The organism is Streptomyces sp. ADI95-16 (assembly GCF_003721495.1).
Lineage (GTDB): Bacteria > Actinomycetota > Actinomycetes > Streptomycetales > Streptomycetaceae > Streptomyces > Streptomyces goshikiensis.
This window is the reverse complement of record NZ_CP033581.1, coordinates 4,016,283-4,039,841: the sequence shown is the minus strand read 5'-3', so window position 1 is coordinate 4,039,841 and position 23,559 is coordinate 4,016,283. Positions and strand designations below refer to the sequence as shown.

At 74.8% G+C, this 23,559-nt stretch carries 14 protein-coding genes, 5 tRNA genes, 1 pseudogene and 1 CRISPR repeat array; of the genes and pseudogenes, 11 read left to right on the top strand and 9 right to left on the bottom strand.

What is annotated here, in order from left to right; genetic code table 11:
- Positions 1-18: 18 nt before the first annotated feature.
- On the top strand, positions 19-759 hold the full coding sequence (locus EES41_RS17765; RefSeq protein ID WP_123079445.1) for a thioredoxin domain-containing protein: 741 nt from the start codon (positions 19-21) through the stop codon (positions 757-759).
- Complete coding sequence (locus EES41_RS17760; protein ID WP_123079444.1) at positions 756-1,598, top strand: cytochrome c biogenesis CcdA family protein; 843 nt, start codon at positions 756-758, stop codon at positions 1,596-1,598. Before EES41_RS17765 ends, EES41_RS17760 begins: the two co-directional genes overlap by 4 nt.
- Positions 1,599-1,643: 45 nt before the next feature.
- On the opposite strand, the gene EES41_RS17755 is transcribed toward EES41_RS17760, so the two are convergent.
- The 3 genes from EES41_RS17755 to EES41_RS17745 all read right to left on the bottom strand — a co-directional run bounded on the left by EES41_RS17755 (position 1,644) and on the right by EES41_RS17745 (position 1,928).
- Positions 1,644-1,720 (bottom strand) — tRNA-Phe (locus EES41_RS17755).
- Positions 1,721-1,742: 22 nt separating this feature from the next.
- A tRNA-Asp gene (locus EES41_RS17750) sits at positions 1,743-1,816 on the bottom strand.
- A gap of 39 nt (positions 1,817-1,855) precedes the next feature.
- Positions 1,856-1,928, bottom strand: a tRNA-Glu gene (locus tag EES41_RS17745).
- A gap of 127 nt (positions 1,929-2,055) precedes the next feature.
- Here EES41_RS17745 and EES41_RS17740 point away from each other — a divergent pair.
- From EES41_RS17740 to EES41_RS44200, 4 genes and pseudogenes are all read left to right on the top strand, one after another.
- A complete protein-coding gene (locus EES41_RS17740; protein ID WP_030726307.1) occupies positions 2,056-2,406 on the top strand; it encodes a metallopeptidase family protein in 351 nt (116 codons plus the stop codon).
- Positions 2,403-2,945: a CrcB family protein gene (locus EES41_RS17735; RefSeq protein ID WP_123079443.1), complete on the top strand. Its 543-nt coding sequence runs from the start codon at positions 2,403-2,405 to the stop codon at positions 2,943-2,945. The genes EES41_RS17740 and EES41_RS17735 overlap by 4 nt, the downstream gene beginning before the upstream one ends.
- Positions 2,942-3,316 (top strand): fluoride efflux transporter CrcB, encoded by a 375-nt coding sequence (gene crcB / locus EES41_RS17730; protein WP_123082539.1) that lies wholly within the window; start codon positions 2,942-2,944, stop codon positions 3,314-3,316. The genes EES41_RS17735 and crcB overlap by 4 nt, the downstream gene beginning before the upstream one ends.
- 933 nt (positions 3,317-4,249) lie before the next feature.
- Positions 4,250-5,395: pseudogene (locus tag EES41_RS44200) on the top strand (DEAD/DEAH box helicase); the annotation flags it as partial.
- Between the two features lie 519 nt (positions 5,396-5,914).
- A CRISPR array of direct repeats spans positions 5,915-6,351; the repeat unit is 26 nt; unit sequence CGTGACGACCGTGGTGGCGACCGTGG.
- A 321-nt stretch (positions 6,352-6,672) separates the two neighbouring features.
- Here EES41_RS44200 and EES41_RS17720 read toward each other — a convergent pair.
- A tRNA-Lys gene (locus EES41_RS17720) sits at positions 6,673-6,745 on the bottom strand.
- 292 nt (positions 6,746-7,037) lie between these two features.
- On the opposite strand from EES41_RS17720, the gene EES41_RS17715 reads away from it, so the two are divergent.
- The 3 genes from EES41_RS17715 to EES41_RS17705 all read left to right on the top strand — a co-directional run bounded on the left by EES41_RS17715 (position 7,038) and on the right by EES41_RS17705 (position 9,847).
- Positions 7,038-7,111 (top strand) — tRNA-Met (locus EES41_RS17715).
- A 197-nt stretch (positions 7,112-7,308) separates the two neighbouring features.
- A complete protein-coding gene (locus EES41_RS17710) occupies positions 7,309-8,469 on the top strand; it encodes a PP2C family protein-serine/threonine phosphatase (protein WP_123079442.1) in 1,161 nt (386 codons plus the stop codon).
- 331 nt (positions 8,470-8,800) lie between these two features.
- Positions 8,801-9,847, top strand: a complete 1,047-nt coding sequence (locus EES41_RS17705; protein ID WP_254211769.1) for a M23 family metallopeptidase — start codon at positions 8,801-8,803, stop codon at positions 9,845-9,847.
- Here EES41_RS17705 and EES41_RS17700 read toward each other — a convergent pair.
- From EES41_RS17700 to EES41_RS17685, 4 genes are all read right to left on the bottom strand, one after another.
- Entirely contained in the window at positions 9,756-11,081 is a 1,326-nt protein-coding gene (locus tag EES41_RS17700) for a PrsW family intramembrane metalloprotease (protein WP_254211768.1), read from the bottom strand. The two genes, EES41_RS17705 and EES41_RS17700, sit on opposite strands and share 92 nt — an antisense overlap.
- An 86-nt stretch (positions 11,082-11,167) precedes the next feature.
- Positions 11,168-11,974 carry a tRNA (guanosine(46)-N7)-methyltransferase TrmB gene (trmB, locus tag EES41_RS17695; protein ID WP_123079439.1) on the bottom strand — a complete coding sequence of 269 codons (807 nt, stop codon included), beginning with the start codon at positions 11,972-11,974 and terminating at the stop codon, positions 11,168-11,170.
- 93 nt (positions 11,975-12,067) lie between these two features.
- Positions 12,068-13,306 (bottom strand): L-2-hydroxyglutarate oxidase, encoded by a 1,239-nt coding sequence (gene lhgO, locus EES41_RS17690; RefSeq protein WP_123079438.1) that lies wholly within the window; start codon positions 13,304-13,306, stop codon positions 12,068-12,070.
- Between the two features lie 29 nt (positions 13,307-13,335).
- Positions 13,336-14,904, bottom strand: a complete 1,569-nt coding sequence (locus EES41_RS17685) for a hypothetical protein (protein ID WP_008738588.1) — start codon at positions 14,902-14,904, stop codon at positions 13,336-13,338.
- Positions 14,905-15,591: 687 nt separating this feature from the next.
- Here EES41_RS17685 and EES41_RS17680 point away from each other — a divergent pair.
- Positions 15,592-17,811 (top strand): asparagine synthase-related protein, encoded by a 2,220-nt coding sequence (locus tag EES41_RS17680; RefSeq protein WP_254211486.1) that lies wholly within the window; start codon positions 15,592-15,594, stop codon positions 17,809-17,811.
- Positions 17,812-17,994: 183 nt separating this feature from the next.
- Complete coding sequence (locus EES41_RS17675; RefSeq protein WP_123079436.1) at positions 17,995-21,240, top strand: BTAD domain-containing putative transcriptional regulator; 3,246 nt, start codon at positions 17,995-17,997, stop codon at positions 21,238-21,240.
- Here the strand turns inward: EES41_RS17675 and EES41_RS17670 are convergent.
- Positions 21,227-23,281, bottom strand: a complete 2,055-nt coding sequence (locus EES41_RS17670) for a sigma-70 family RNA polymerase sigma factor (RefSeq protein WP_254211485.1) — start codon at positions 23,279-23,281, stop codon at positions 21,227-21,229. The two genes, EES41_RS17675 and EES41_RS17670, sit on opposite strands and share 14 nt — an antisense overlap.
- Between the last annotated feature and the right edge of the window lie 278 nt (positions 23,282-23,559).

Sequence of the window (23,559 nt, the reverse complement as noted above, 5' to 3'; positions counted from 1 at the left end):
TAGCCCTGGAGCACCCGTATGTCCCCTTCCTCCCCTTCCTCCTCCCGTAAGCCCCTGCTGATCTGCGCCGGGGTCGCCCTCGCCTCCGTCGCCTTCGGGGTCGTGTCCTGGCAGGCCACCGCGCCCGAGGACACCCCCGCCAAGCCCTCCTCCGCGTCCGCGCCCAAGGCCGACGCGGGCACCGGCGAGCTGCTGAAGCTCGCCCGCCGGGAATCCGGCGACAAGCTGGCCGTCGGCCGGGCCGACGCACCCGTCGTGCTGATCGAGTACTCCGACTTCAAGTGCGGCTACTGCGGCAAGTTCGCGCGCGACACCGAACCCGAACTGATGAAGAAGTACGTCGAGGACGGCACCCTCCGCATCGAGTGGCGCAACTTCCCCATCTTCGGCGCCGACTCCGAGGCCGCCGCCAAGGCCGCCTGGGCCGCCGGGCAGCAGGACCGGTTCGCGGCGTTCCACGCGGCCGCGTACGCCGAGGGCTCCAAGGAGAAGGGCTTCGGCGAGGCCCGCCTCGTCGAGCTGGCCCGGCAGGCCGGGGTCCCCGACCTGGAGCGCTTCAAGAAGGACATGGCCGGCGAGGCCGCCGCCGAGGCGCTGCGCAAGGACCAGGAGGAGGGCTACCGCATCGGCGTCAGCTCCACCCCCTCCTTCCTCGTGGGCGGCCGGCCCATCGCGGGCGCCCAGCCCCTCGACGCCTTCGAGTCGGCGATCGCCGAGGCCAAGGCGCGGGCCGAGGCCCCCGGGGCGGCGAAGCGGTGACCGACATCGGATACCTGGCCGCCCTGCTGGGCGGCCTCCTGGCCCTGCTCAGCCCGTGCAGCGCGCTGCTGCTGCCGGCCTTCTTCGCGTACTCGATCGACTCCGCCTCACGGCTGCTGGCGCGCACCGGGATCTTCTACGCCGGTCTCGCGAGCACCCTCGTACCCCTCGGGGCGGCCGGTTCGTACGCCGGACGGTTCTTCCACTCCCACCGGGACGCGCTCGTCCTGGCCGGCGGCTGGCTGATCATCGTGCTCGGGGTCGCGCAGATCCTCGGCCTCGGCTTCGCCTCCCGGCGGCTCGCGGAGCTGTCGGGACGGATCCGGCCGACCACCGCCCTGTCGGTGTACGCCCTCGGCGCGGTCTACGGGCTGGCCGGGTTCTGCGCCGGCCCGATCCTGGGCAGCGTCCTCACGGTGGCGGCCGTCAGCGGCAGCCCCGTCTACGGAGGCCTGCTGCTGGCGGTGTACGCGCTGGGGATGGCCGTACCGCTGTTCGTGCTGGCCCTGCTCTGGGAGCGGTTCGAGCTCGGCAAGCGGCGCTGGCTGCGCGGCCGGCCCCTGCGCGTCGGCCGCCTCGAACTGCACACGACCTCGCTGCTGTCCGGGCTGTTCTTCATCACCCTGGGCGCCCTGTTCCTCGTCTACGACGGGGCGAGCGCGCTGCCCGGACTGCTGGACGTGGACGACTCGTACGCGGTGGAGCAGCGGGTCCGCTCCCTCACCGGCGGAGTCCCGGACTGGGCGCTGCTCGCGCTGGTCGCGGCGGCGGCGGTGGCCGTGGGCCTGACGCAGTGGCGCGGCCGCGGCCGCGTCCGCGAGACGGCGGAGAAGGAATAGGGGAGGAACGCGGAAGGCCCCCGTCCGAGGACGGGGGCCTTCCTGTGGTGGCTGGGGCCGGGGTCGAACCGGCGACCTATCGCTTTTCAGGCGATCGCTCGTACCAACTGAGCTACCCAGCCACGAGACCGTTTCCGGCCTCAGCGAACCTGACGGGACTTGAACCCGCGACCTCCACCTTGACAGGGTGGCGAGCTAACCAACTGCTCCACAGGTCCTTGCAGTGTGCGAGACCAAGTCTTGCACACGGTAATGCGTACCCCCAACGGGATTCGAACCCGTGCTACCGCCTTGAAAGGGCGGCGTCCTGGGCCACTAGACGATGAGGGCTAAAGGCCCGCCGGGCACTTTCCAGCGCGTCGGGGACGTGAGAAGCATATGGGATCCGGGGAGCTATCGCCAAAACGGTTTCTCCCCGGCAAGCGGGAGGCGCCCCCACCGGAGGGACAATGGCCGGGTGCTGGAGATGACGCGCGAGGAGTTCGAAGAGCTCGTCGCAGAGGCCCTGGACCGGATCCCGCCGGAGCTCACGCGGCTGATGGACAACGTCGCGGTGTTCGTCGAGGACGAGCCGCCCGCCGACGACCCCGAGCTGCTCGGCCTCTACGAGGGGACCCCGCTGACGGACCGGGGCGAGTGGTACGCCGGGGTGCTGCCGGACCGGATCACGATCTACCGCAACCCCACGCTGCGCATGTGCGAGGACCGGGAGAGCGTGGTCGCGGAGACGGAGGTCACCGTCGTGCACGAGATCGCCCACCACTTCGGGATCGACGACGACCGGCTGCACGCGCTGGGTTACGGATGACCGGCCCGGCCGACGGCTCTCGCGAAGACTCTTCCGGCAGTGACCCCTCCGGCGACCCTTCCGGCATTGACCCCTCCGGCGGCTCCGAGGCCATCGACCCCGACATCGACCTCCGGGTGCCCGCGCAACGCGCCGAACCGCAGGGCCGGGTGCTCGCGGCGGTGGCGGCGGGCGGCGCCCTCGGGGCCTCGGCGCGGTACGGGGTGGCGCTGGCGTGGCCGGCCGCCCCGGGGGCGTTCCCCTGGGCGACGTTCTGGATCAACGTGAGCGGCAGCGCCCTGATCGGCGTACTCATGGTGCTGATCAGCGAGGGCGGGCGCACCGCCCCGCATCCGCTGGTGCGGCCCTTCGTCGGCGTCGGGGTGCTGGGCGGCTTCACCACCTTCTCCACGTACGCGGTGGACTTCTCGCGGCTGCTGGACGAGGGCGAGGCCGGGACGGCGCTGGCCTACGCGGGACTCACGCTGGCCGGCGCGCTCGGCGCCGTGTGGGCGTCGGCCTCGGTGACCCGGCGCGCGGTGCGCGGGCGGCACGGATGAACTGGCTGCTCGTGGTGGCGGGTGCGGTCGTCGGCGCGCCGCTGCGCTACCTGACCGACCGGGCGGTGCAGACGTGGCACGGCTCGGTGTTCCCGTTCGGCACCTTCGCCGTGAACGCGGCCGCCTGCCTGCTGTTGGGGGCGCTGACCGGGGCCGTCCTGGCCGGGGCGGACGCCTCGCGGCTCCAACTGCTGCTCGGGACGGGGCTGTGCGGGGCGCTGAGCACCTACTCGACCTTCTCGTACGAGACGCTGCGGCTGGCCGAACGCGGCTGGCGGTTCCTCGCGGCGGTCAACGTGGTGGCGTCGGTGCTGGTCGGGCTGGGTGCCGTGCGCCTGGGCTGGTGGCTGGCGGGGGAGCTGTTCGGCTGAGGGCGTGTCTCTTACGGGGTAAAGGGAGTTGGGCACATTGACCCGCTCATCGCGGACCCCCGTAGTTCCGGAGGTGCCTCCCGTGCGCCAGTTTTCCGCTTCCCTCCGACTGGCCGTCACCGCGCTCGCGGTCGCGGCGACGGCGGGCTGCATGAGTGTCGGCGCGGACGCCGCGAAGCCCGGGCCCTCCTCACCCGTCGACCGCAAGGGCGCGGCCGCCGACTCCGGCGGGGGCGCCGCCGCGGGCCGGGGCTCCGGGATCCACGGCAACGGCCACGGCGTGAAGGACGGTACGGGCAAGCCCGGCGGGAAGCCCGGCGAGGAGGGCAAGGCCTCCGGGGCGGTCGGGGCCTCTCCCAGCCCGGGCGCGCCCGCCGGTCTGCCCGGGGCCCCCTCGCCGACGGCCGGTCCGGGCGGCGGGGCGGGCGGCCAGGGTCACCAGCAGCCCTCGTCGGGCGGCGGGGCCTCCGCCGGAGGCGGCTCCGGCGGCGCGGGTGGTTCGGGGGGCTCCGGCGGGTCGGGCGGGCCGGGTGGTACCGCTCCCACTCCGCCCACGGCGCCCCCGACCCAGGACCCTCCTCCTGTGACGGAACCCACGCCGGTTCCGACGCCTCCGGAGACGAAGCCGAGCACCGACCCGGGAGGCCCGCCGCAGGCACTCCGTGCCCTCTGAGCGCTCTCTGGGCTCAGCCCCGAGCTCTCCGGCGGGAGACGTCTTCGCAGGTCAGGGCCATTGTGGCCAGGGTGACTTGCCAGACCCCCAGGAGGGTGCGTATGGTTATAGATCGTTTGATCCCATTGCCCGGCGCCGAATCCGAAGAGCGCCGTGTGGCGCGTACTCTCCCTAGCCGTGGCTGACCGCATTGAGGCGGTCGATTTGCGATTCACGGAGTTTGGGCGCGTGCCGAGACTCCGGAAGGTTTCGCATTTCGCATGTCCATTTCCAGTTCTGACCGTGCCGTCATGCCCGAGAACGACTCGAACGAGCTCGTCGCCGATGCCGAGACCCTTGCGGTCACCGAGGCCATTGAGGCCGCTGAGGCGGACGAGATCATCGAGGCTCTTGAGGCCGACGTGACGACCGACCAGTCCACCGACGACTTCGAGGACGGCGCCGCCGACGCGGAGCCCACCATCACCTTCGGCGACCTCGGTCTGCCCGAGGGGATCGTGCGCAAGCTCGCCCAGAACGGCGTCACCTCCCCCTTCCCGATCCAGGCCGCGACCATCCCGGACGCCCTGGCCGGCAAGGACATCCTCGGCCGTGGCCGCACCGGCTCCGGCAAGACCCTCTCCTTCGGTCTGCCGACCCTGGCCTCGCTGGCCGGCGGTCACACCGAGAAGAAGAAGCCCCGCGCGATCATCCTCACGCCGACGCGTGAGCTCGCGATGCAGGTCGCGGACGCCCTCCAGCCCTACGGCGACGTGCTCGGCCTCAAGATGAAGGTCGTCTGCGGCGGTACCTCCATGGGCAACCAGATCTACGCCCTGGAGCGCGGTGTCGACGTCCTCGTCGCCACTCCCGGCCGTCTGCGCGACATCATCAACCGCGGCGCCTGCTCCCTGGAGAACGTCAAGATCGCGGTCCTCGACGAGGCCGACCAGATGGCGGACCTGGGCTTCCTGCCCGAGGTCACCGAGCTGCTCGACCAGATCCCCGGCGGCGGCCAGCGCATGCTCTTCTCCGCCACCATGGAGAACGAGATCGGCACCCTGGTCAAGCGCTACCTGACCAACCCCGTCACGCACGAGGTCGACAGCGCGCAGGGCAACGTCACGACCATGACGCACCACGTCCTCGTCGTGAAGCCGAAGGACAAGGCGCCGGTCACGGCCGCCATCGCCGCCCGCAAGGGCCGCACCATCATCTTCGTCCGCACCCAGCTGGGCGCCGACCGCATCGCCGAGCAGCTCATCGAGTCCGGCGTGAAGGCCGACGCGCTGCACGGCGGCATGACGCAGGGTGCCCGCACCCGCGTCCTCGCGGACTTCAAGGACGGCTACGTCAACGCGCTCGTCGCGACCGACGTCGCCGCCCGCGGTATCCACGTCGACGGCATCGACCTGGTCCTGAACGTGGACCCGGCCGGTGACCACAAGGACTACCTGCACCGCTCGGGCCGTACCGCCCGCGCCGGCAAGTCGGGCGTCGTGGTCTCGCTGGCGCTCCCGCACCAGCGCCGTCAGATCTTCCGCCTGATGGAGGACGCGGGCGTCGACGCCTCGCGCCACATCGTCCAGGGCGTCGGCGCGTTCGACCCCGAGGTCGCCGAGATCACCGGTGCGCGTTCGCTCACCCAGGTCCAGGCCGACTCCGCGAACAACGCCGCGAAGCAGGCCGAGCGCGAGGTCGCCGACCTGACCAAGCAGCTGGAGCGCCTGTCGCGCCGTGCCGTCGAGCTGCGCGAGGAGGCCGACCGCCTGGTCGCCCGCTCCGCGCGTGAGCGCGGCGAGGACCCGGAGGCCGCTGTCGCCGAGGTGGCCGAGGCCGCCGAGGCCGAGGTCGCGGCTGCCGTCGCGGCCGCGCCGGTCGCCGAGGAGCGCCCCGCGTTCCAGAGCCGTGACGACCGTGGCAACTACGAGCGCCGCGACAACCGCGGTGGCGACCGCGGTGGCGACCGTGGCGGTGACCGTGGTGGCTTCCGCCGCGACGACCGTCCGTCGGGTGGTTTCCGTTCCGGTGGTGACCGTCGTGACGACCGTGGTGGCGACCGTGGCGGCTTCCGCTCCGGTGGCGACCGTCCGTCCGGTGGCTTCAACCGTGACGACCGTGGTGGCGACCGTGGTGGCTTCCGCCGCGACGACCGTCCGTCGGGTGGTTTCCGTTCCGGTGGTGACCGTCGTGACGACCGTGGTGGCGACCGTGGCGGCTTCCGCTCCGGTGGCGACCGTCCGTCCGGTGGCTTCAACCGTGACGACCGTGGTGGCGACCGTGGTGGCTTCCGCCGCGACGACCGTCCGTCCGGTGGCTTCCGCTCCGGCGGTGACCGTCCGTCCGGTGGCTTCAACCGTGACGACCGTGGTGGCGACCGTGGTGGCTTCCGCCGCGACGACCGTCCCTCCGGTGGCTTCCGCTCCGGCGGCGCCGGCGACCGCCCGTACGGCCGTCGTGACGACCACCGCCCCTCCGGTTCCGGTTCCACCGGTTCCTTCGGTGGCGGCCGTCGTGACGACAAGCCGCGCTGGAAGCGCAACGGCTGACGCCTGAGCGCCAACTGATCGAGACTCGGCCCCCACAGCACTCCGGTGCGGTGGGGGCCGAGCCCGTTCCCCACACCTCCCGGCGCCCCGGCACGGCCCCGGACACGACGAAGCGCCCCGCCCGGTGAAAACCGGACGGGGCGCTTCGTGAGCAGTAGGCCATGTCGGACTCGAACCGACAACCAACGGATTAAAAGTCCGCTGCTCTGCCAATTGAGCTAATGGCCCTCGGCGTGCTCACCCCAGAGCATAGCCGGAGAGGGGCGGATGACCGATCGGGTATCGACCGGAGTGGCTCCGGCGGTTTCCCGCCAAGGCCGGTCGCCGTGGGGAGTTGGCCGCGTCCGGTGCTGCGGTGGCCGCGGCCGCTCGGCTCCCGGCGGCTGCCGCAGGGGCCTCGGGAGGCCCGGCTTTCGCCGCCTTGGAACGCCCTGACCTGCGGTGATGTACGTGTGGGAGGTGCCCCGGGGGCTAATTGGCGCAAGCCCTCCCACAGATGGCGTAGAGTTGTGTTTACCGACGCGGGGTGGAGCAGCTCGGTAGCTCGCTGGGCTCATAACCCAGAGGTCGTAGGTTCAAATCCTGCCCCCGCTACTCAGTACGAAGGCCCGGTTCCCTCAGGGGAGCCGGGCCTTCGTCGTTCCCTGGGTGGTTCCGCCCCCCTCCTGCCTCCTCCCGACGTTCCGTCACCCGGTCGGCCCGGCCGGGTCGCCGTACGGGCGGCCTTGCGGCCAGCCTTGAGGGCGAGGCGGGCAGCGGCCCCCGTGCGAGGGACCGGGCAGGAGAGCAGCGTGGTGGGGCTGGCGCAGCAGGAGCACGGCAGGGGCGCGGGCGGTGCGTCCCGGCGCGTGGCGCGGCTGATGCCCCTCGTGCTGATCGCGCTCGGGTTCCTCTTCGACCTGCTGACCCCGCCCAAGTTCACCGGGTCCCCCTTCTTCACCGCGGGTCCGCTGATCGCCGCGTCGGTGTTCTCTCTGGCGGCGACCGTCGTGACCGGGGCCCTGGCCTCCCTCGCGGTGGTCGTGCTGCACCTCTTCAGCAGCACCTTCTGGCGGGTGGAGGCGCTGACCGATCTGGCCACCGTCCTCACCGTGTCCGGGCTCGCCATCCTGATCAACCGGGTCGTGCGCCGCAGCGGCGAGCGGCTCGCCTCCGCGCGCGACATCGCCGAGGCCGCCCAGCGCGCGGTGCTGCCGAAGCCCGCCGAGCGGATCGGGGGCCTGCACGTCGCCGCGCGGTACGAGGCGGCCCAGGCGGACGCGTTCATCGGCGGGGACCTCTACGCCGTCCAGGACACCCCGTACGGGGTGCGGCTGGCGGTCGGTGACGTCCGGGGCAAGGGGCTGGGCGCGGTGGAGACCGTCGCGGTGGTCCTGGGGGCCTTCCGGGAGGCCGCCGAGACCGAGCCGACCCTGGAGGGTGTCGCGCGGCGGCTGGAGCGGGCGCTGGCCCGGGAGGGCAGCCGGCGCGACAGCCTGGACGCGGTCGAGGGGTTCACGACGTGCGTGCTCGGGGAGATCCCGCCCGAGGGCGGGGCGCTGCGGCTGGTGAACCGGGGGCACCCGGAGCCGCTGCTGCTGTCCGCCGACGGGAGCCTCGTGGCGCTGGCCCCGGCGCAGCCGGCGCTGCCGCTCGGCATGGGGGACCTGGCGCTCTGGCCGGACCGGGTGGAGGAGTGGCCGTTCCCGGAGGGCTCCACCCTGCTCCTGTACACCGACGGGCTGACCGAGGCCCGTTCCGGGGCGGGGGAGTTCTACGATCCGGCGCACCGGCTGAGCGGCAGCGTGTTCTCCGGGCCGGAAGCGCTGCTCAGCGCGCTCAGCAGCGATGTGCGCCGGCACACGGGCGGTGGGGCGACGGATGACATGGCGCTGCTGGCGGTCGGCCGGCCGGGGGAGGGGGAGCCGGAGCGGCGGCGGACCGTTCCGGTGGTGCGGCGCGAGGAGGCGTAACGAGGTGGTGACCGGGTGTGAGCGAACGGGTGCGCTGCGCAAGATATATGACGGTCCGTCAAGTGTCGCCTGTGGCTGGAGTGATATGGCTTTCGGCCGATTTTTGCCCGGGTTGACCCAGTAATGCGGTAAAAGTCCTGGCCAGAGCTGCGCGTTGAGTGGCTGGATTGTGTGAATGTTCCAGCACAACAGCTTGGAATCACTCCCCCACGTCTATTACCGTTCGATAACGCAGCGCGGTCGTCCCAGCCGTCGTAAGAGATGGCGCCGTGCGCGTGCGCTCAATGAGGAGTGTGCCCCGGTGGCCTCCAACTCGCCTGCCCCCGAAGGCATGGACATCCAGGACCAGCCCACCGCGGGGGCCTGGGGCGAGTGGAACCCCACCGAGGACTCGGTCCGGCCGGTCAGGGGCAAGCACCGGGTGGCCAAGCAGCGCGGCGGGCTCGCCCGCAGCTCCACCGTGCTGGGCGTCGGCGTCATCGCGGCGGTCGGCGCGGGCGGTATCGCCACCGCGCAGGACCGCCCCCAAGTGGCCATATCCATGCCGTCGTTCCCCGGCCTGACCGACGACTCCGACGACTCCGGCGATTCGGCCGACTCCGGCCGCGACGCCGCGAACGGCCCGGGTACCTCCGACGGAGCGGACACCGCGGCCGGCTCCCGCTCCGGCGCCCCCGCCGCGCGGGCCGGACTCCTCGCGCAGCACGCCCAGTCCGGCTCCGGCGCCGGCGAGGTACTGCTCAACCGGATCCTCCAGCAGGCCGAGTCCCAGCAGGACGCGGCCTCCGCACAGGACCGCGCCCAGGCCGAGCTGGCCGCGAAGGAAGCCGCCGCCAAGGAGGCCAAGGAGCAGGCGGAAGCGGCCCGCCGGGCCGCCGACAAGGAGGCCGACGACGCCCGGGTGGCCGCGGAGAAGGTGGCAGCCGACGCCAAGGCCAAGGCGGACGCGGCGGCCGAACAGGTGCGGGAGGCGAAGGCGTCCGGCGGGTACTCCCTGCCCACCTCCGCCTACACCCTCACCTCGCACTTCGGCGACTCCGGCTCCATGTGGTCCTCCGGCCACCACACCGGCCTCGACTTCGCCGCCCCCACCGGCACCCCGGTCAAGGCCGTCGGCAGCGGCAAGATCACCTCGGCGGGCTGGTCCGGCGCGTACGGCTACCGGATCGTGCTCCAGCTCGATGACGGTACGGAGATCTGGTACTGCCACCTGTCCTCGATGTCGGTGACCTCCGGCGCGGTCGGCGCGGGCGAGACCATCGGCCGCGTCGGCGCCACCGGCAACGTCACCGGCGCCCACCTCCACCTGGAAGTGCGCAAGGGTGGCTCGACGACGGATCCCCTGGCGTGGCTGACCTCGAAGGGTCTGAACGTCTAGGAGCCGGTACGCCGGCCGGCGCGCCGGGGCCGGCCCACCAGGCCGGATCGTCCGCTGCGCGCGGCGGCAGCAGCTCCTCCAGGACCGCCGCCCGGGACAGCGCCGGCCCCGCCGTCGCCCGGCGCAGCCACAGCCCCCGCAGCAACTCCCCCTCCCGGCGCGTGAACTCCGGCTCCCACGCGGGACCGCCCCGCCTGGCACCCCGGCGCAGCAGCGCCAGCGCGGCCGCGTCCGCCGCGTACCGGGACACCGCCCGCCCCGCCGCCCGGCCTCCGCTGTGCCGCGCCAGGGCGCAGGCCAGCGACCGGGCCGGCATGGACGCCAGGGCCGGTACCTCGGCCGGTGCGAGCCAGCCCGCGGAGGCGTACACCGCCAGCTCGGCCGCGACCGCCCGCAGCCGGCGCCGCCGCATCCGCACCGCGAGCCACAGCAGCACCCCGAACACCGGGACCATCACCGAGCCGTACACCACGGCGAACCCGTACTCCCCGAACCGCGAGGAGCTGTTCCACAGCGCGTGCGTCCCCATGGCCAGCGCCAGGCCCGCCGCCGGCAGCCCGACCCGGCGCGCCCGGCCGGCGCCGAGCGCGGCCGCACCGAAGCCGAGCCCGCTGAGCACCGTGAACAGCGGGTGCGCGAACGGCGAGACCATGACCCGTACGAAGAAGGTCGCGGCCGTCATCGACTCCAGCACCCCGGTACCGCTGGCCAGGTCCTGCCCGTAGGCATTGCCGAGGTAGAGGATGTTCTCGGTGAAGGCGAAGCCGGTCGCGGTGAACCCGGCCGCCACCAGTCCGTCGGCGGGGCCGGCGGACTGCCGTCTTCGGACCGCGAACACCAGCAGGACGGGCGCCGCCTTGGCGAGTTCCTCGACCACCGGGGCGATCGCGACCGACCCGAGCCGGTCCGCCGCCGAGGCGTCGGCGGTGGTCCTCGCTATCCACTCGGTGGCGAAACTGTTGGCCAGTATGGCGATCAGCGCGGCGGCGCCGGCGCCCCAGCCGAAGCAGAACAGCAGCTCCGCCCGGGGCCGCGGCGCGGCCCGGCCCACCCAGCCGAACGCCGCGAGCAGCGGCGGCACCGGCAGTACGGCCAGGCCCAGCCCGACGAAGAACCCGGGCGTGCCCGTCTGCTCCCGGACCAGCTCCAGGATCGCCAGCCCCGACAGGGTCAGGACGGCGAGCAGGGCGAGGAGCACGCACGTACGGACCGCGCCCGACGGGCGTGCGAGCACGGAAGGCAGCGCTCGGAACACACGATGACTCTAGCGAGCGGGTCTGACACGGGGAGTTACCTACGCCTCCCCGTCAGCCCTCCGCGTCAGTTCTCGGTGTTCGCCACGCGCCGGAAGAGCAAGTCGTGTACGACGTGGCCCTTGTCGAGGCCCTGGCCCTCGAACCGGGTGAGCGGCCGGAAGTCGGGACGCGGCGCGTAGCCCCCGTCGGCCTGGGTGTTCTCGAAGTCGGGGTGCGCGGTGAGCACTTCGAGCATCTGCTCGGCGTACGGCTCCCAGTCGGTCGCGCAGTGCAGCACCCCGCCGGGCGCGAGCCGGGTCGCGGCCAGGGTGAGGAACTCGGGCTGGATCAGCCGCCGCTTGTGGTGGCGGGCCTTGGGCCACGGGTCCGGGAAGTACACGCGCAGGCCCGCGAGGGAGTCCGGCGGCAGCATCTCGCGGAGCAGGATGATCGCGTCGCCGTTCGCGACCCGGATGTTGTCGAGCCCGCCCCGCTCGGCGAGGGCGAGCAGGTTGCCCTGGCCGGGGGTGTGCACGTCGGCGGCGAGGATTCCGGTGCCGGGGTCGGCGGCTGCCATCTGGGCGGTTGCCTCGCCCATGCCGAAGCCGATCTCCAGGACGACGGGGAGGCCGTCGAACATCTTCTTGAGGTCGAGGATCCGGTGGCCGTCGATGTCCAGGCCCCAGGTGCCCCAGAGCCGCTTCAGGGCCTCGCCCTGGCCGGTGGTCACACGGCTGCGCCGCGGCTGGAAGCTGCGGATCCGGCGCTCGTGGTGCGAGCCGGCCGGATCGGGCGACGGGCCCTCGGGGAACCGGGGCTCGGTCCGCCACTTCGGGGGGACGTAGGAGTTCGCCGCCGGGGCGCTGGGCTGGGGATTCAGGGACTCAGACACAATGCCCAGATTCTACGACCCCACCCCCTCGCCGTCCCCTCGGCGCAGCCCCCGCGCCCGCACCGCGGTGGCCTCGGCCCGAGCCCCGGTCCGTCAGGCCGTGCGCAGCACCGACAGGGCGCGGCCCGCGATCTCGCGCCCGATCGGGAGCGAGGCGGTCGCCGCCGGTGAGGGCGCGTTCAGCACGTGGACCGTGCGCGGGGCGTCCCGGATCAGGAAGTCGTCCACCAGCGTCCCGTCCCGCAGGACGGCCTGGGCGCGGACCCCGGCCGCCGCCGGGACCAGGTCCCGCGGGGACACGGCCGGCAGCAGCCGCCGCACCGCCTCGGTGAAGGCATGCTTCGACAGCGAGCGGTGGATCTCGCCCGCCCCGTACCGCCAGTGCCGGGCGGCCATCCGCCAGGATCCCGGCCAGGCCAGCTCGTCCGCGACGTCCCGCGGCCGCACGACCCCCCAGCCGTACCCCTCCCGCGCCAGCGCCGGCACCGCGTTCGGCCCGACATGGACGCCGCCGCCGATTCCCCGGGTCAGATGGACGCCGAGGAAGGGAAACGCCGGATCCGGCACCGGGTAGACCAGACCCCGCACCAACGAGGGCCGCGCCAGGTCGTAGTACTCGCCCCGGAAGGGGACGATCCGCATTCCGGGCTCGTCCCCGGCGAGCCGCGCGACGCGGTCGCACTGCAGGCCCGCGCAGTTCACCAGGACCCGCGCGCGCACGACCACCCCGGCCGTCGTGCGCGCCGCGACCCGGTCCGCGCGCCGCGAGATCAGATCCGCCGCGCCGCCGTAGACGATCTCCGCGCCCGAGGACTCCGCCAGCTGCTCCGCGACCCGCCCGTAGTCCACGATCCCGGTCGAGCCGACATGGATCGCGGCCAGCCCGCGCACCTCCGGCTCGTACTCCGCGATCTGCGCCGGGCCCAGCTCGCGCACCGGAATGCCGTTCTCCCGGCCGCGCTGGACCAGCGCGTGCAGCCGCGGCAGCTCGGCCCGCTCCGTCGCGACGATCAGCTTGCCCGTCACCTCGTGGGCGATGCCGTGCTCCGCGCAGAACTTGACCATCTCGGCGGCCCCGCGCACCGCGAACCGCGCCTTCAGCGAGCCCGGCCGGTAGTAGATGCCGCTGTGGATCACGCCGCTGTTGCGGCCCGTCTGGTGCCGGGCCGGGCCGGGTTCCTTCTCCAGGACGACCACCCGCGTCCCCGGGGCGAGGCGCGAGAGGGCATGCGCCGTCGACAGACCGACGATCCCGCCACCGATCACCAGCACATCGCAGTCCACGCCGCGCCCGCCGCCCACGCTGCCACCTCCCACCCCTGCATACTGCACCCCGCCACTGACAAAGGGGTGACGCGGGGCTACGCGGGCGCCACGAGCAGCGGTCGCGCCCGCTCGCGCAGCTCCGCGACGCGCGGCTCGTCCCCGTACGGTTCCAGCCGGTGCAGCAGGTCCCGTACGTACTCGTTCGTCCGCGCCGAGGAGATCCGCCCCGCGACCTCCACCGCCCGGGTGCCCGCCGCGCAGGCCGCGTCGAGATTGCCCGACTCCAGCTCGGCGACCGCGCTCACCACCAGCCGCAGCCCGTGCGAGCGCGCGTACTCCTCCGTCGGCCGCGACAGGGCCTGCTCGGTGAACCGCCGTACCTGACGGGGCAATTTCAGATCCCGGTAGCATTCCGCCGCATCCGCCGCGAACCGGTCGTGCGAGTAGAAACCCAGCCAGGTCGGATCCGCGTCGCCCTCCCGCGCCCGCTCCAGCCAGCCCTCCGCCGCCCGCAGCGCCGCCCCGGCGGCCGCCGAGTCGCCCGCCTTCGCGTGCGCCCGGGCCTCGACCAGCCGGAAGAAGCTCATGGTGCGCGCCGTCGCCAGCCCCCGGTTGCGCTCGACGGCCGCCTGCGCCAGGTCCACGCCCTCGTCCGGGAAGTCCCGGTACGTCGCCTGGAGGGACATCGAGGCGAGGACGTACCCGCCGAGCGGGACGTCGGCGGCGGCGCGGGCCAGGCGCAGCGCCTGGATGTAGTAGCGCTGCGCGGCCTCCTGCTGACCGGTGTCGAAGGCCATCCAGCCCGCCAGCCGCGTCAGTTCGGCGGTCGCCCCGAACAGCGCCCGGCCCACCTCGTCGGAGTACGAACCCAGCAGCAGCGGCGCCGCGTCCACCCGGAGGCACTCCGGCACCATCGACGAACGCCAGTCCCCGCCGCCGTACTTGGAGTCCCAGCGGCGCGCGTCCTCGGCGGCCTCGCGCAGCTTCGTCACATCGCTGTGGCCCACGCGCTGCGGGCTCAGGTCGGACGGCGTGACGGCCGCCGGCGCCACCGCCGGTACGAGGCCCTGCTCGCGCGGCGCCTGCGGAGTTTCGGCTCCCGGCTGCGCGGGCACAACCGAGGACGGCGGTCCCGCCCCCAGGCCTTCCGGCGGGGTTCCGGGAGCCGAGGCCGCCCGTGCGGGAGCGGGTTCGCGCGCCACCGAGCTGTCGGCGGGCGATATCAGCCAGCGCGAGGCAGGAGTGGCGTACGCCGAGACGGCGAAGGAGCCCGCCAGCGACTGCCAGATCCCGCCACCACCGCGCCGGCCCGCGAGGTCGAGGCGGTACAGATCGGTGGCCGAGCGCACGGCCGCGCCCACATCGCGCGGGAAGGCCAGACCCACCTCGGGCGCCGGATCCGCGTCCGCCAGGCCGATCTCGTGCAGCGGTACCGGCCGGCCCAGCTTCGCCCCGATGGCGGCGGCGATCAGATGCGGGGCGGCGCCCTGCGGAACCATCCCCTTCGACACCCACCGCGCCACCGACGTCTTGTCGTACCGAAGCGTCAGGCCGCGCTGTGCGCCGAGATCGTTGACGCGCCGGGCCAGCCCGGCGTTGCTGATGCCCGCCAGGGCGAGGACGGCGCCGAGCTTCTCGTTGGGCTCGCGGAGCTCCCTGGACATGCGCCACCCCTCGTCACACGCGGAACGCAGACGCCGCCGGGGCATAGGCGCCCGGCATTTCGTAAACCCAGCGTAGTTCCCCGCCTCCCAAGCGTTAAGGCCTCCTGTTCCGTATGGCGGGATTGTTGTCCGTATGCACAGTCGGGGCCGGGCCCGCGCCCGGGGCGCACTCCTTCGGGCGTGCTCCGCCCGTGTGGCCGTGCGCCCGGCCGTGCGCTCTGGCCGCTCCGGGGGCCCGGCGATTCGATGTGCGGTGCGTGGGTCGGCCCGTTCGCGTTGATCGGCGGGTCGGGGGATGCCGCCGCCTCAATCCCCGCGGGTGGCGGAACGGTCCGGGGGGCGGATCCCGTCTCCCGGACCGCAGCCGCGCGGCCCGCGCGCCGCGGGTGCGGCGCAGGCCGGGTGCGTCCCGGGTGCGGCCCGGGTGTGGCTCCGGTGTGGCCCGGGTGTGGCTGCGGCGGGGACGAAGAATGGCTGAAACCGACCTATCGGGCGGTGGGCACGGAACGCCAAATACCGCGTGGCGGGGGCGTGTTCGTTTGCATGTGCGCCCCCCATACCCCCTCTCGTACGCCTGTCTCGTGGCAGCATGGTCCCGGAGCCACCCGGGGTCCGGCCGGCCGCGCCCTCAGCGCTGACCATGCCGTTCGTGCCCCGGTCATTTGCCCACGGGCTGGGGAGGCGGCGGTGCGCTGGTTGGTGGGCTGGAGCAGTATCGCCGCGAGCTTCGGCACGGCGGGACGGGTCTCCGGCCATGGCCCGGGACAGGGCCCCGGACGAGGCCCCGGACAGGGCGGACACGGGCACCCGTACGACGTCCCTCCCTACGGCGACTCCCCCCACGGCGGCATCGCCGACGCCGACCACCCCGACGACCTCTCCCCCGGCGCCGAACGCACCGTCCACCCCGTCGGCGCCCAGCTCCTCTGGGGAGACCCCGACCCCCTGTGGGCCGTCGGCGACTGGCGCCCCGACGAGATCCGCACCGTCACCGCCGACCCCGCCGACCCCTTCACCCGCCTCGCCGTCCTCGGCTGCTGCGGCGCCACCGACGCCCAGCTGCGCCGCGCCCTGTACGCCGCCCGCGGCGGGGCCCTGCGCCACCTCACCGAGTGGTCCGGCAGCTACACCGCCGTCGTCCAGGCGGGCCGCCGCATCACCGTCCTCGGCGACCTCGCCGGCGCCCGGCCCGTGTTCTACACCCCCTGGGCCGGCGGCACCGCCTACGCCACCGCCGCGCTGCCCCTCGCCGACCTCATCGAGGCGCAGCTCGACATCGGCCACCTCGCCGCCCTGCTGGCCTGCCCCGACAGCCCCGAGGCACTGGGCGACGGCACACCGTACGTCGGCGTCCGCCGCATCCCGCCCGGGCACACCCTGATCCTGCGCGAGGGCTCCCGGGAGATCACCGGGTACGAGCCGGTGGCCTCGCTCGCCGTGGCCGCGCCCGAGGCCGACGCCGAGCGTGCGGTGGAGGGCGTACGGGAAGCATTGGTGGACGCGGTGCGCGCCCGGCTCACGGCACCCCGGCATGCCCCCGACATGCTGGTACCCGATCCCGGTCCCGTGCCCGGAATGGGACCCGCCGACCGGCGCGCGGCCCGCGGCGCCCCGGCCCCCGCCCCCGGAGTGGGCGCCGACCTCTCCGGCGGCAGCGCCTCCGCGACCCTCGCGCTGCTCGCCGCCGGACTGCCGGGAGCGCCCGGCACCGTCCTGAAGCAGTCCGGCGAACGGCTGCTGGCCGTCACCTTCAACGACCTCGCCACCCCGCAGGGCCGCGAGGGCGAACTGGAACGCGCCCACGCCATCGCCTCCAACCCGCGCCTGCACCACGTCGTCGTGGCCGCCGCCGAGGAAGCCCTCCCGTACGCCGAACTCGACGGCCCGCTGACCGACGAACCCGGCCCCTCGCTCGTCTTCGCCGCCCGCGAGCGGCGCCGGCTCGCCGCCGGCTCGGCCGACCACTTCGTCGGCCACGGCGCCCGCCAGGTCCTGGACGCCCACCCCGCCCGGATGGCCGACCTCCTGATGGACCGCCGCAGACGCCACCTGCTGCGCCCGGTCGCGGCCCTCGCCCGCGCGACGCCCGGGGACTCCCTGCTGGTCCCGTTCTCCGTCTACTCCGCTGCCCGCCGGCTCGCCCGTACGCCGTACCGCGCGGGCATGGAAGCCGCTGCGGCCCGGCTGCGCGAAGGCGCCGTCGCGGGCGGCGTCCGCACCCCGGTCGACGCCTCCCTCGCGGCGCTGACCTGGTCCCGGCCCGGGCCGGCGGCCGGCTGGCTGACCGGAGAGGCCCTGGCGGAGGTGTCGATCCGGCTGTCGGCCGCCGCCGGCCGGCCCCCGCTGTCGCTGCGGCCGGGCGAGGCGCGCGCCCGCGCCGTCCTGACCCGGCACGCCGCCGACCACCGCGTCTTCGAACAGGCCGTCGAGGTCCGCAGCCAGCGGCTGCACGCCCCGTTCCTCGACAACCAGGTCCTACGGGCGGCCCGCGCGCTCCCCGAATCCCTGCGGGTCCAGCCCGGGGCGCGGGCCGCGATCCTGCGCGGAGTCCTGTCCTCGGCCGGCGTCCGCGACCTCCCGCCGGGCTGGGGCGCGAGCGCGCACGCCCCGAACGAGACGGCTACCCGGCTGGGCCTGCGGACGGCCCTGGAGGGGCTGCTGGCCTTGTTCGCCGCCCCGCTGCTGGCCGACGCCGGGCTGATCGAGGCCCGGGTCGTCCAACAGGCGCTGCTCGACGCGGCGGACGGGCGGCCGGTGCCGCTGGACGGGCTCGCGGAGCTGGTGTCGATGGAGCTGTGGCTGCAACGCCTGCTCGCCCGGCGCGGCACCTGCTGGACGGGCACCTCCGCCCCGCGCCGCCGCGCCGTCCCCAGCGGCATCCCCCACCGCCGCCCAGCCCTCTCCTGACCCGGCGCGCCCGGGCGGCCCGCCGCGCCGCCCGAGGCCGCTCCGGCCCGCCGCGCCGCGCACCGCGATGCCGCCGTGCCGCGCATCGCGATGCCGCCGTGCCGCACCCCGCGATGCGGCCGCGCCGCGCCCCCGCGGATTAACTCCCGTACGCCCCGGGCGAAGGCAAGGCAGAATTGCCCGGTGCGGTACCTCATCCTTGGCGTCACCCAGGCGCGCGACGAGACCGGCGCCCCCCTTCCCATCGGCGGCGCCCGCCTGCGCGCGCTCCTCGTCGCGCTCGCGCTGCGCGCCGGGGGTCCTGCGGCGGCGTCCGTGCCCGACCTGGTCGACGAGGTCTGGGGCGACGATCCGCCCCGGGACGCCCCCGCCGCCCTCCAGGCCCTCGTGGCCCGGCTCCGCCGCGCCCTCGGCGCCCGCGACAGCATCCAGGCCGACCCCGTCGGCGGCTACCGCCTCGCCGTCGCCGACCGCGACGATGTCGACCTCCACCGCTTCACCCGGCTCGCCCGCACCGGCGCCCGGGAGCTGGCCGCCGGTGACCCCGCCGCCGCCACCACCCTCCGTACCGCCCTCGACCTCTGGCGCGGACCCGCCCTCGCCGACCTCCCCGAGCCCGCCCGCACCGCCCACGCCGCCGCCGCCGAGGCCCACCGCGCCACCGCCCTCCGCGACCGCATCGAGGCCGAGTTGCGCGGCGGCGCCGCCGACCCGGCGGCGCTGCTCCACGAGATCGACATCCTGATCCGGCAACACCCGTACGACGAACCCCTCCGCGCCCAGCAGCTGCGCGCCCTGCGCGCCGCCGGCCGCCCCGCCGACGCCCTCGACGCGTACGACCGCACCCGCCGCGCCCTCGCCGAAGGCCTCGGGACCGATCCCGGGCCCGAACTCGCCGCCCTGCACGCGGAGCTCCTGCGGCCGCCGCCGCCCCGCGCCCCGGAGGGCAACCTCCGTCCCCGCCTCACCTCCTTCGTCGGCCGCGAGCCCGAACTGGGCTCCCTCCGCGCCGACCTGCCCCGCCACCGCCTCATCACCCTCACCGGGCCCGGCGGTTCCGGAAAGACCCGCCTCGCCGAGCACGCCGCGGCCGCCCACCCCGAACCCGCCTGGCTCGTCGAACTCGCCCGCCTCGACCACCCCGACGCCGTCCCCGACGCCGTCCTGAGCGCCCTCGGCCTGCGCGAGACCGTCCTCGTCGCCCGCGAGAAGGCCGTCCCCGAGGACCCCACCGCCCTGCTCTTGGAGCACTGCGCGCACCGCGCCCCCACGCTCCTCGTCCTGGACAACTGCGAGCACGTCATCGGCGCCGCCGCCGAACTCGCCGAGCGCCTCCTCACCCACTGCCCCGGCATCCGGATCCTCGCCACCAGCCGCGAACCCCTCGGCGTCCCCGGCGAAAGCGTCCGCCCCGTCGAGCCGCTGCCGCCCGCCCCCGCGCACCGCCTCTTCGCCGACCGCGGCGCCGCCGCCCGCCCCGGCTTCGCCTCCGCCGACGACCCGGACGCCGTCGCCGAGATCTGCGCCCGCCTGGACGGTCTCCCGCTCGCCATCGAGCTGGCCGCGGCCCGGCTGCGGCTGCTGACCCCGCGCCAGATCGCCGACCGCCTCGACGACCGGTTCCGGCTCCTGACCAGCGGCTCCCGGACCGTCCTGCCCCGCCAGCAGACCCTGCGGGCCGTCGTCGACTGGTCCTGGGAGCTGCTGGACGCGCCCGAACGCACCGTCCTGCGCCGCCTCTCCGTCTTCGCCGGCGGCTGCGACCTCGCCGCGGCCGAGGCCGTCTGCGCTGACGCCACCGACGCCACCGGCGCCACCGGCGCCCTGGACGTCGCCGACACCCTCGGCTCCCTCGTCGACAAATCCCTCGTACTCGCCGACCCGACCCCCACCGGCATGCGCTACCGCATGCTCGAAACCATCCACGAGTACGCCGCGGACCGCGCCGCCGCGGACCCGCGCGACCGCGCCGGGACCGTCCGCCGCCACACCGCCCACTACCTGGCCTTCGCCGAGGAGGCGGAACCCCTCCTCCGGTCCGCCGCGCAGCTCCCCTGGATCAGCCGCGTCGAGACCGAGTACGACAACCTCCGCGCCGCCCTGGAAACCGCCACCGGCACCGCCCCGGCGGGACCCGGCGACGCCCCCGACCCCGCCCCCACCCCCGACCCCGAGACCGCCCAGCGCCTCGCCTTCGCCCTCGGCTGGTTCTGGTGGCTGCGCAACTACCGCCTCCAGGGCGCCGAATGGACCGCCAGGGTCCTCGCCGTCACCCCCGAGGACCCGCCCGAGGGCTCACCCGCGTACTGGCGCTTCATGCGCCTCCAGGTCCTCCACGTCTTCCTCCTCGCCGAAGGCCGCTCGATGGAGGAGTTCCGCACCCCCGAGTACGTCGAACTCGCCGCCCGGATCCGGCAGGCCTTCCGCCACAGCGGTCCCCAGTCCGCCCGCTTCCCCGGCATGCTCTGGCCCATGACCGGGTTCCTCACCGGCGATGCCGTCGACCTCCACGTCCACCTCGACGAAGCCGTCGAGAACTGCCGCCGCCACGCCGAGGACTGGGAACTCGGCGTCGCCCTCATGCTCCGCGCCCACGTCGCCATCGACCTCACCGGCGGCCTCCCCGCCGTCGAGGCCGACCTCGCCGAGCTCCACGAGATCGCCCACCGCGTCGGCGACCGCTGGACCCGCGCCCAGGTCGCCAGCGCCACCGGCGAGTTCGCCCTCTCCCGGGGCCAGTACGACGCCGCCCGCGCCGAGTACGAGGAGTGCCTGCGCCTCGCGCACGAGATCGGCGCCCACGTCGAGGCGCCCTTCGCACTCGTCCGCATCGCGGAGGCCGCCCTGTGCGCCGGGGACTTCGACACCGCCGACCGCGTCCTCGCCGAGGCGGAGCGCGAAGCCGACCGGCTCGGCGGGGTGTTCGACGTCCGCGCCTACGGCCGGCTCGTCGCCGCGCTGATCGCCCTCTTCCGCGGCGACCTCGACCGCTCCCGCACCGCGTGCGACCTGGCCCGGGCCGAGGCCGCCCTGGTCACCGTGCCCCCACAGCTCACCGCCGGGATCGCCAACGTGGACGCCGTCCTCACCGCCCGCGAACAGGGCCCGGCGGCCGGCCTGGCCCTGGTCGGACCGGCACTGGACGCCGCCGTCACCGCCCGCTGCGCCGAACGCATCGTGGCCACCCTCGCCGAGACCGCCGCCGGCCTGCTCGCCGCCGCCGGCCGCCCCGCCGACTCCGTACGGGCCTTCACCGCGGCCACCGCCTGGCGCGCCGGCTACCCCCGCTCCGTCCCGGAACGGACCGTCCTGCGCGACCTCCCGGACCGCAACCGCGCCGCCCTCGGACCGGACCGCTACACCGAGGCGGAGGCGGCGGGCGCGAAGCTCACCCCCGCCGATGTCGTCCGCCTGGTCAACGGCAGCTGATCACGGCGTCGGCCCAGCTCGCCAGCGTCGGCAGGGCGCCGCCCCCGGCCCGCTCCACCACCAGCCGCAGCGTGCCGCGCCCGGTCAGCGGGACCTCCACCGCGGCCGCCGGATCCTCGTACCCGAGGGCGCCCGACTGCCACAGCCGCTGCCCGTCCGCGTACACCGAGAACCGCACCGAACCGTCGGTGAACCTCGACAGCCCGTCCACCCCGGCCCGCGCCGAGAAGGCCGTGCACTGCCGGTTCAGGGCGATCTCCACCGAGGAACGGGAGTTCACCGTGATCCCCTGCCCGTACCACCGGCCGCCGATCTCCAGCCCGCCGCGCTGCCACACCCAGCCGCTGCGCCAGGTCTGCACCTCGGGCCCGCTGTGGTCACCGAGGGCCGACTGAGGGATCCGGGCCAGCGGGAACCCCCGCGCCGGGGCCGGCCGCGCCGCACTCGGCGTGGGAGTCGGAGTCGGAGCCGGCGAGGGCTTCGCCCTGCTCGGTGAGGGCTGCGGCGCGGCCGGCGCCGGCCGGGGACGCGAGGGTGAGGGAGTCGGCGTCGGCGGGGGAGTGCTCGGCGAAGGCCGTACGGATTCCCGCGCGGCCGGTGTCTTCGCGGCGGACGGCCGAGCCTTCGGCGCGGGCGGGGCGGAAACCTCCGGAGCCGGCACCACGGGCGCGGCCACAGCCGGCGCGGGCCGCTCCCGCACCGGAGCGTCGGGGTCGTCCCCGGCCAGCGCGAACACCACCCCGGCCGCCGCCGCGATGGCGATCCCGGCGGCCAGCGCGGCCTTGGCCGGCAACCCCAGCCCCTCGGAAACCACCGCTCCCCCGGCCCCGCCCCCACCGGCGCCCGAGCCCCCGGCAGCTCCGGCGGCCCCCGCGCCAGCGCCCGCCCCGGCCCCCGCACCGGCCGTCGACCCGCCGGAAGCGGCGGCCGCGGCCCCCGCCCCGCCCGCGGCGACGGCCCCACCGGCCACCACCCCGGCGGCCTTCGCCGTGTACCCGGCGGCGAACCACCCGATGACCGCGACCGGCAGCAGCGCGGGGATCCCGGCGTTGACGTCCTTGAGCTCCCCGGCCGCCAGCCGGCACTTCACGCACTCCTCCAGGTGCCCCCGCAGCCCCCGCTCCGCCCGCATCCGCAGCCCGCCCCGGGCATACGCGCCCAGCCGGTCCGTGTACCGCGCGCAGTCGCCGCCCTCGCTCAGCGCGGAGCTGACGTGTGCCTGGAGGTAGGCCTGCTTGAGGCCCTCCCGGGCCCGGCTGGCCAGCACGGCGGTCGCGTTGGCGCTCAGCCCGAACAGCGGGGCGACCGCACTCGGCGAGGCCTCCTCGACGGTGGTGTGCCACAGCACGGCCTGCCACCGCTCGGGCAGGCTCCGGAACGCCTGCATCGCCAGCGACCGCTCCGCCTCGTGCATCGCCCGTACGTCGGCGCCCAGTTCCAGGGTGTCGTCCCCGGACAGCCCGCCCCTGCTGTCGGCACCGGCGGCGGCCTGCTCCGCGAACACCGCGAAGTCCTCGACCAGCTGCTCCCGCCTGGCCGTCTTCGCCCAGGCGGCCGCGACCCGGCGCACGGTGGTCAGCAGGTAGGCCCGTACCGACTGGTCCGGCCCGGCCCCGCCCCGTACCGCCTGGAGCGTCCGCGCGAACACCTCGGCGGTCAGGTCGTCGGCGGTGTGCCGGTCCCGGCAGCAACCGCGCGCGTAGCGCCGCACGGCATCGGCGTGGCGGCGGAACAGCTCCTCGTACGCCGCGTCGTCCCCACCGCGCGTCCGGACGACCAAGTCGGCGTCGGAACCCGGCACCTCGCCCCCGGAAGCCCCGGAATCAGCACGCCGTCCGCCCCGGCCACGCTGCGCGGGCACCTGCCGCGCGGACAGGCTCCCGGCCCCGGTACCGGTGTTCCCGGTACCCGTCGTCCCGGTACCCGTGTTCCCAGTGCCCGTGTTCCCAGTGCCCGTGGTCGCGCCGCCCGTGGTTCCGGTCCCGGCCCCGGTCTCACCGCCGGCGCCGCCGAGTGACTCGTCCAGCCCGTCAACGCTCATCGAGGGAGCCCCCGCACGACACACTCAGACCGGTACACCAATCCAGCGTGTCACACGGCGGACGCACGCCGAAGCCCTCTCCGCACCAACCACTCATCCGGGCACAATGCGGCGAATCGCCGTACTGATCCTCACTCGTTCGAGCGAGCAGCCGTTCGTCGCGGCGGTGTTGGGCGAGCGCGGCCGTGACCAGGCAGATCCGGTCACGGCCACCACTCGAAGCAGGCGGAGGCGAGCCACACGAGCCCACCGGCGCGCCCGACCCTCAGAGCGGGGCA

Coding starts and splice junctions, on each gene's coding strand:
- EES41_RS17685 (WP_008738588.1), bottom strand. CDS start 14,904: ATGTCCAGGGAGCTCCGCGAGCCCAACGAGAAGCTCGGCGCCGTCCTC.
- crcB (WP_123082539.1), top strand. CDS start 2,942: ATGAACTGGCTGCTCGTGGTGGCGGGTGCGGTCGTCGGCGCGCCGCTG.
- EES41_RS17670 (WP_254211485.1), bottom strand. CDS start 23,281: ATGAGCGTTGACGGGCTGGACGAGTCACTCGGCGGCGCCGGCGGTGAG.
- EES41_RS17705 (WP_254211769.1), top strand. CDS start 8,801: ATGGACATCCAGGACCAGCCCACCGCGGGGGCCTGGGGCGAGTGGAAC.
- EES41_RS17765 (WP_123079445.1), top strand. CDS start 19: ATGTCCCCTTCCTCCCCTTCCTCCTCCCGTAAGCCCCTGCTGATCTGC.
- EES41_RS17735 (WP_123079443.1), top strand. CDS start 2,403: ATGACCGGCCCGGCCGACGGCTCTCGCGAAGACTCTTCCGGCAGTGAC.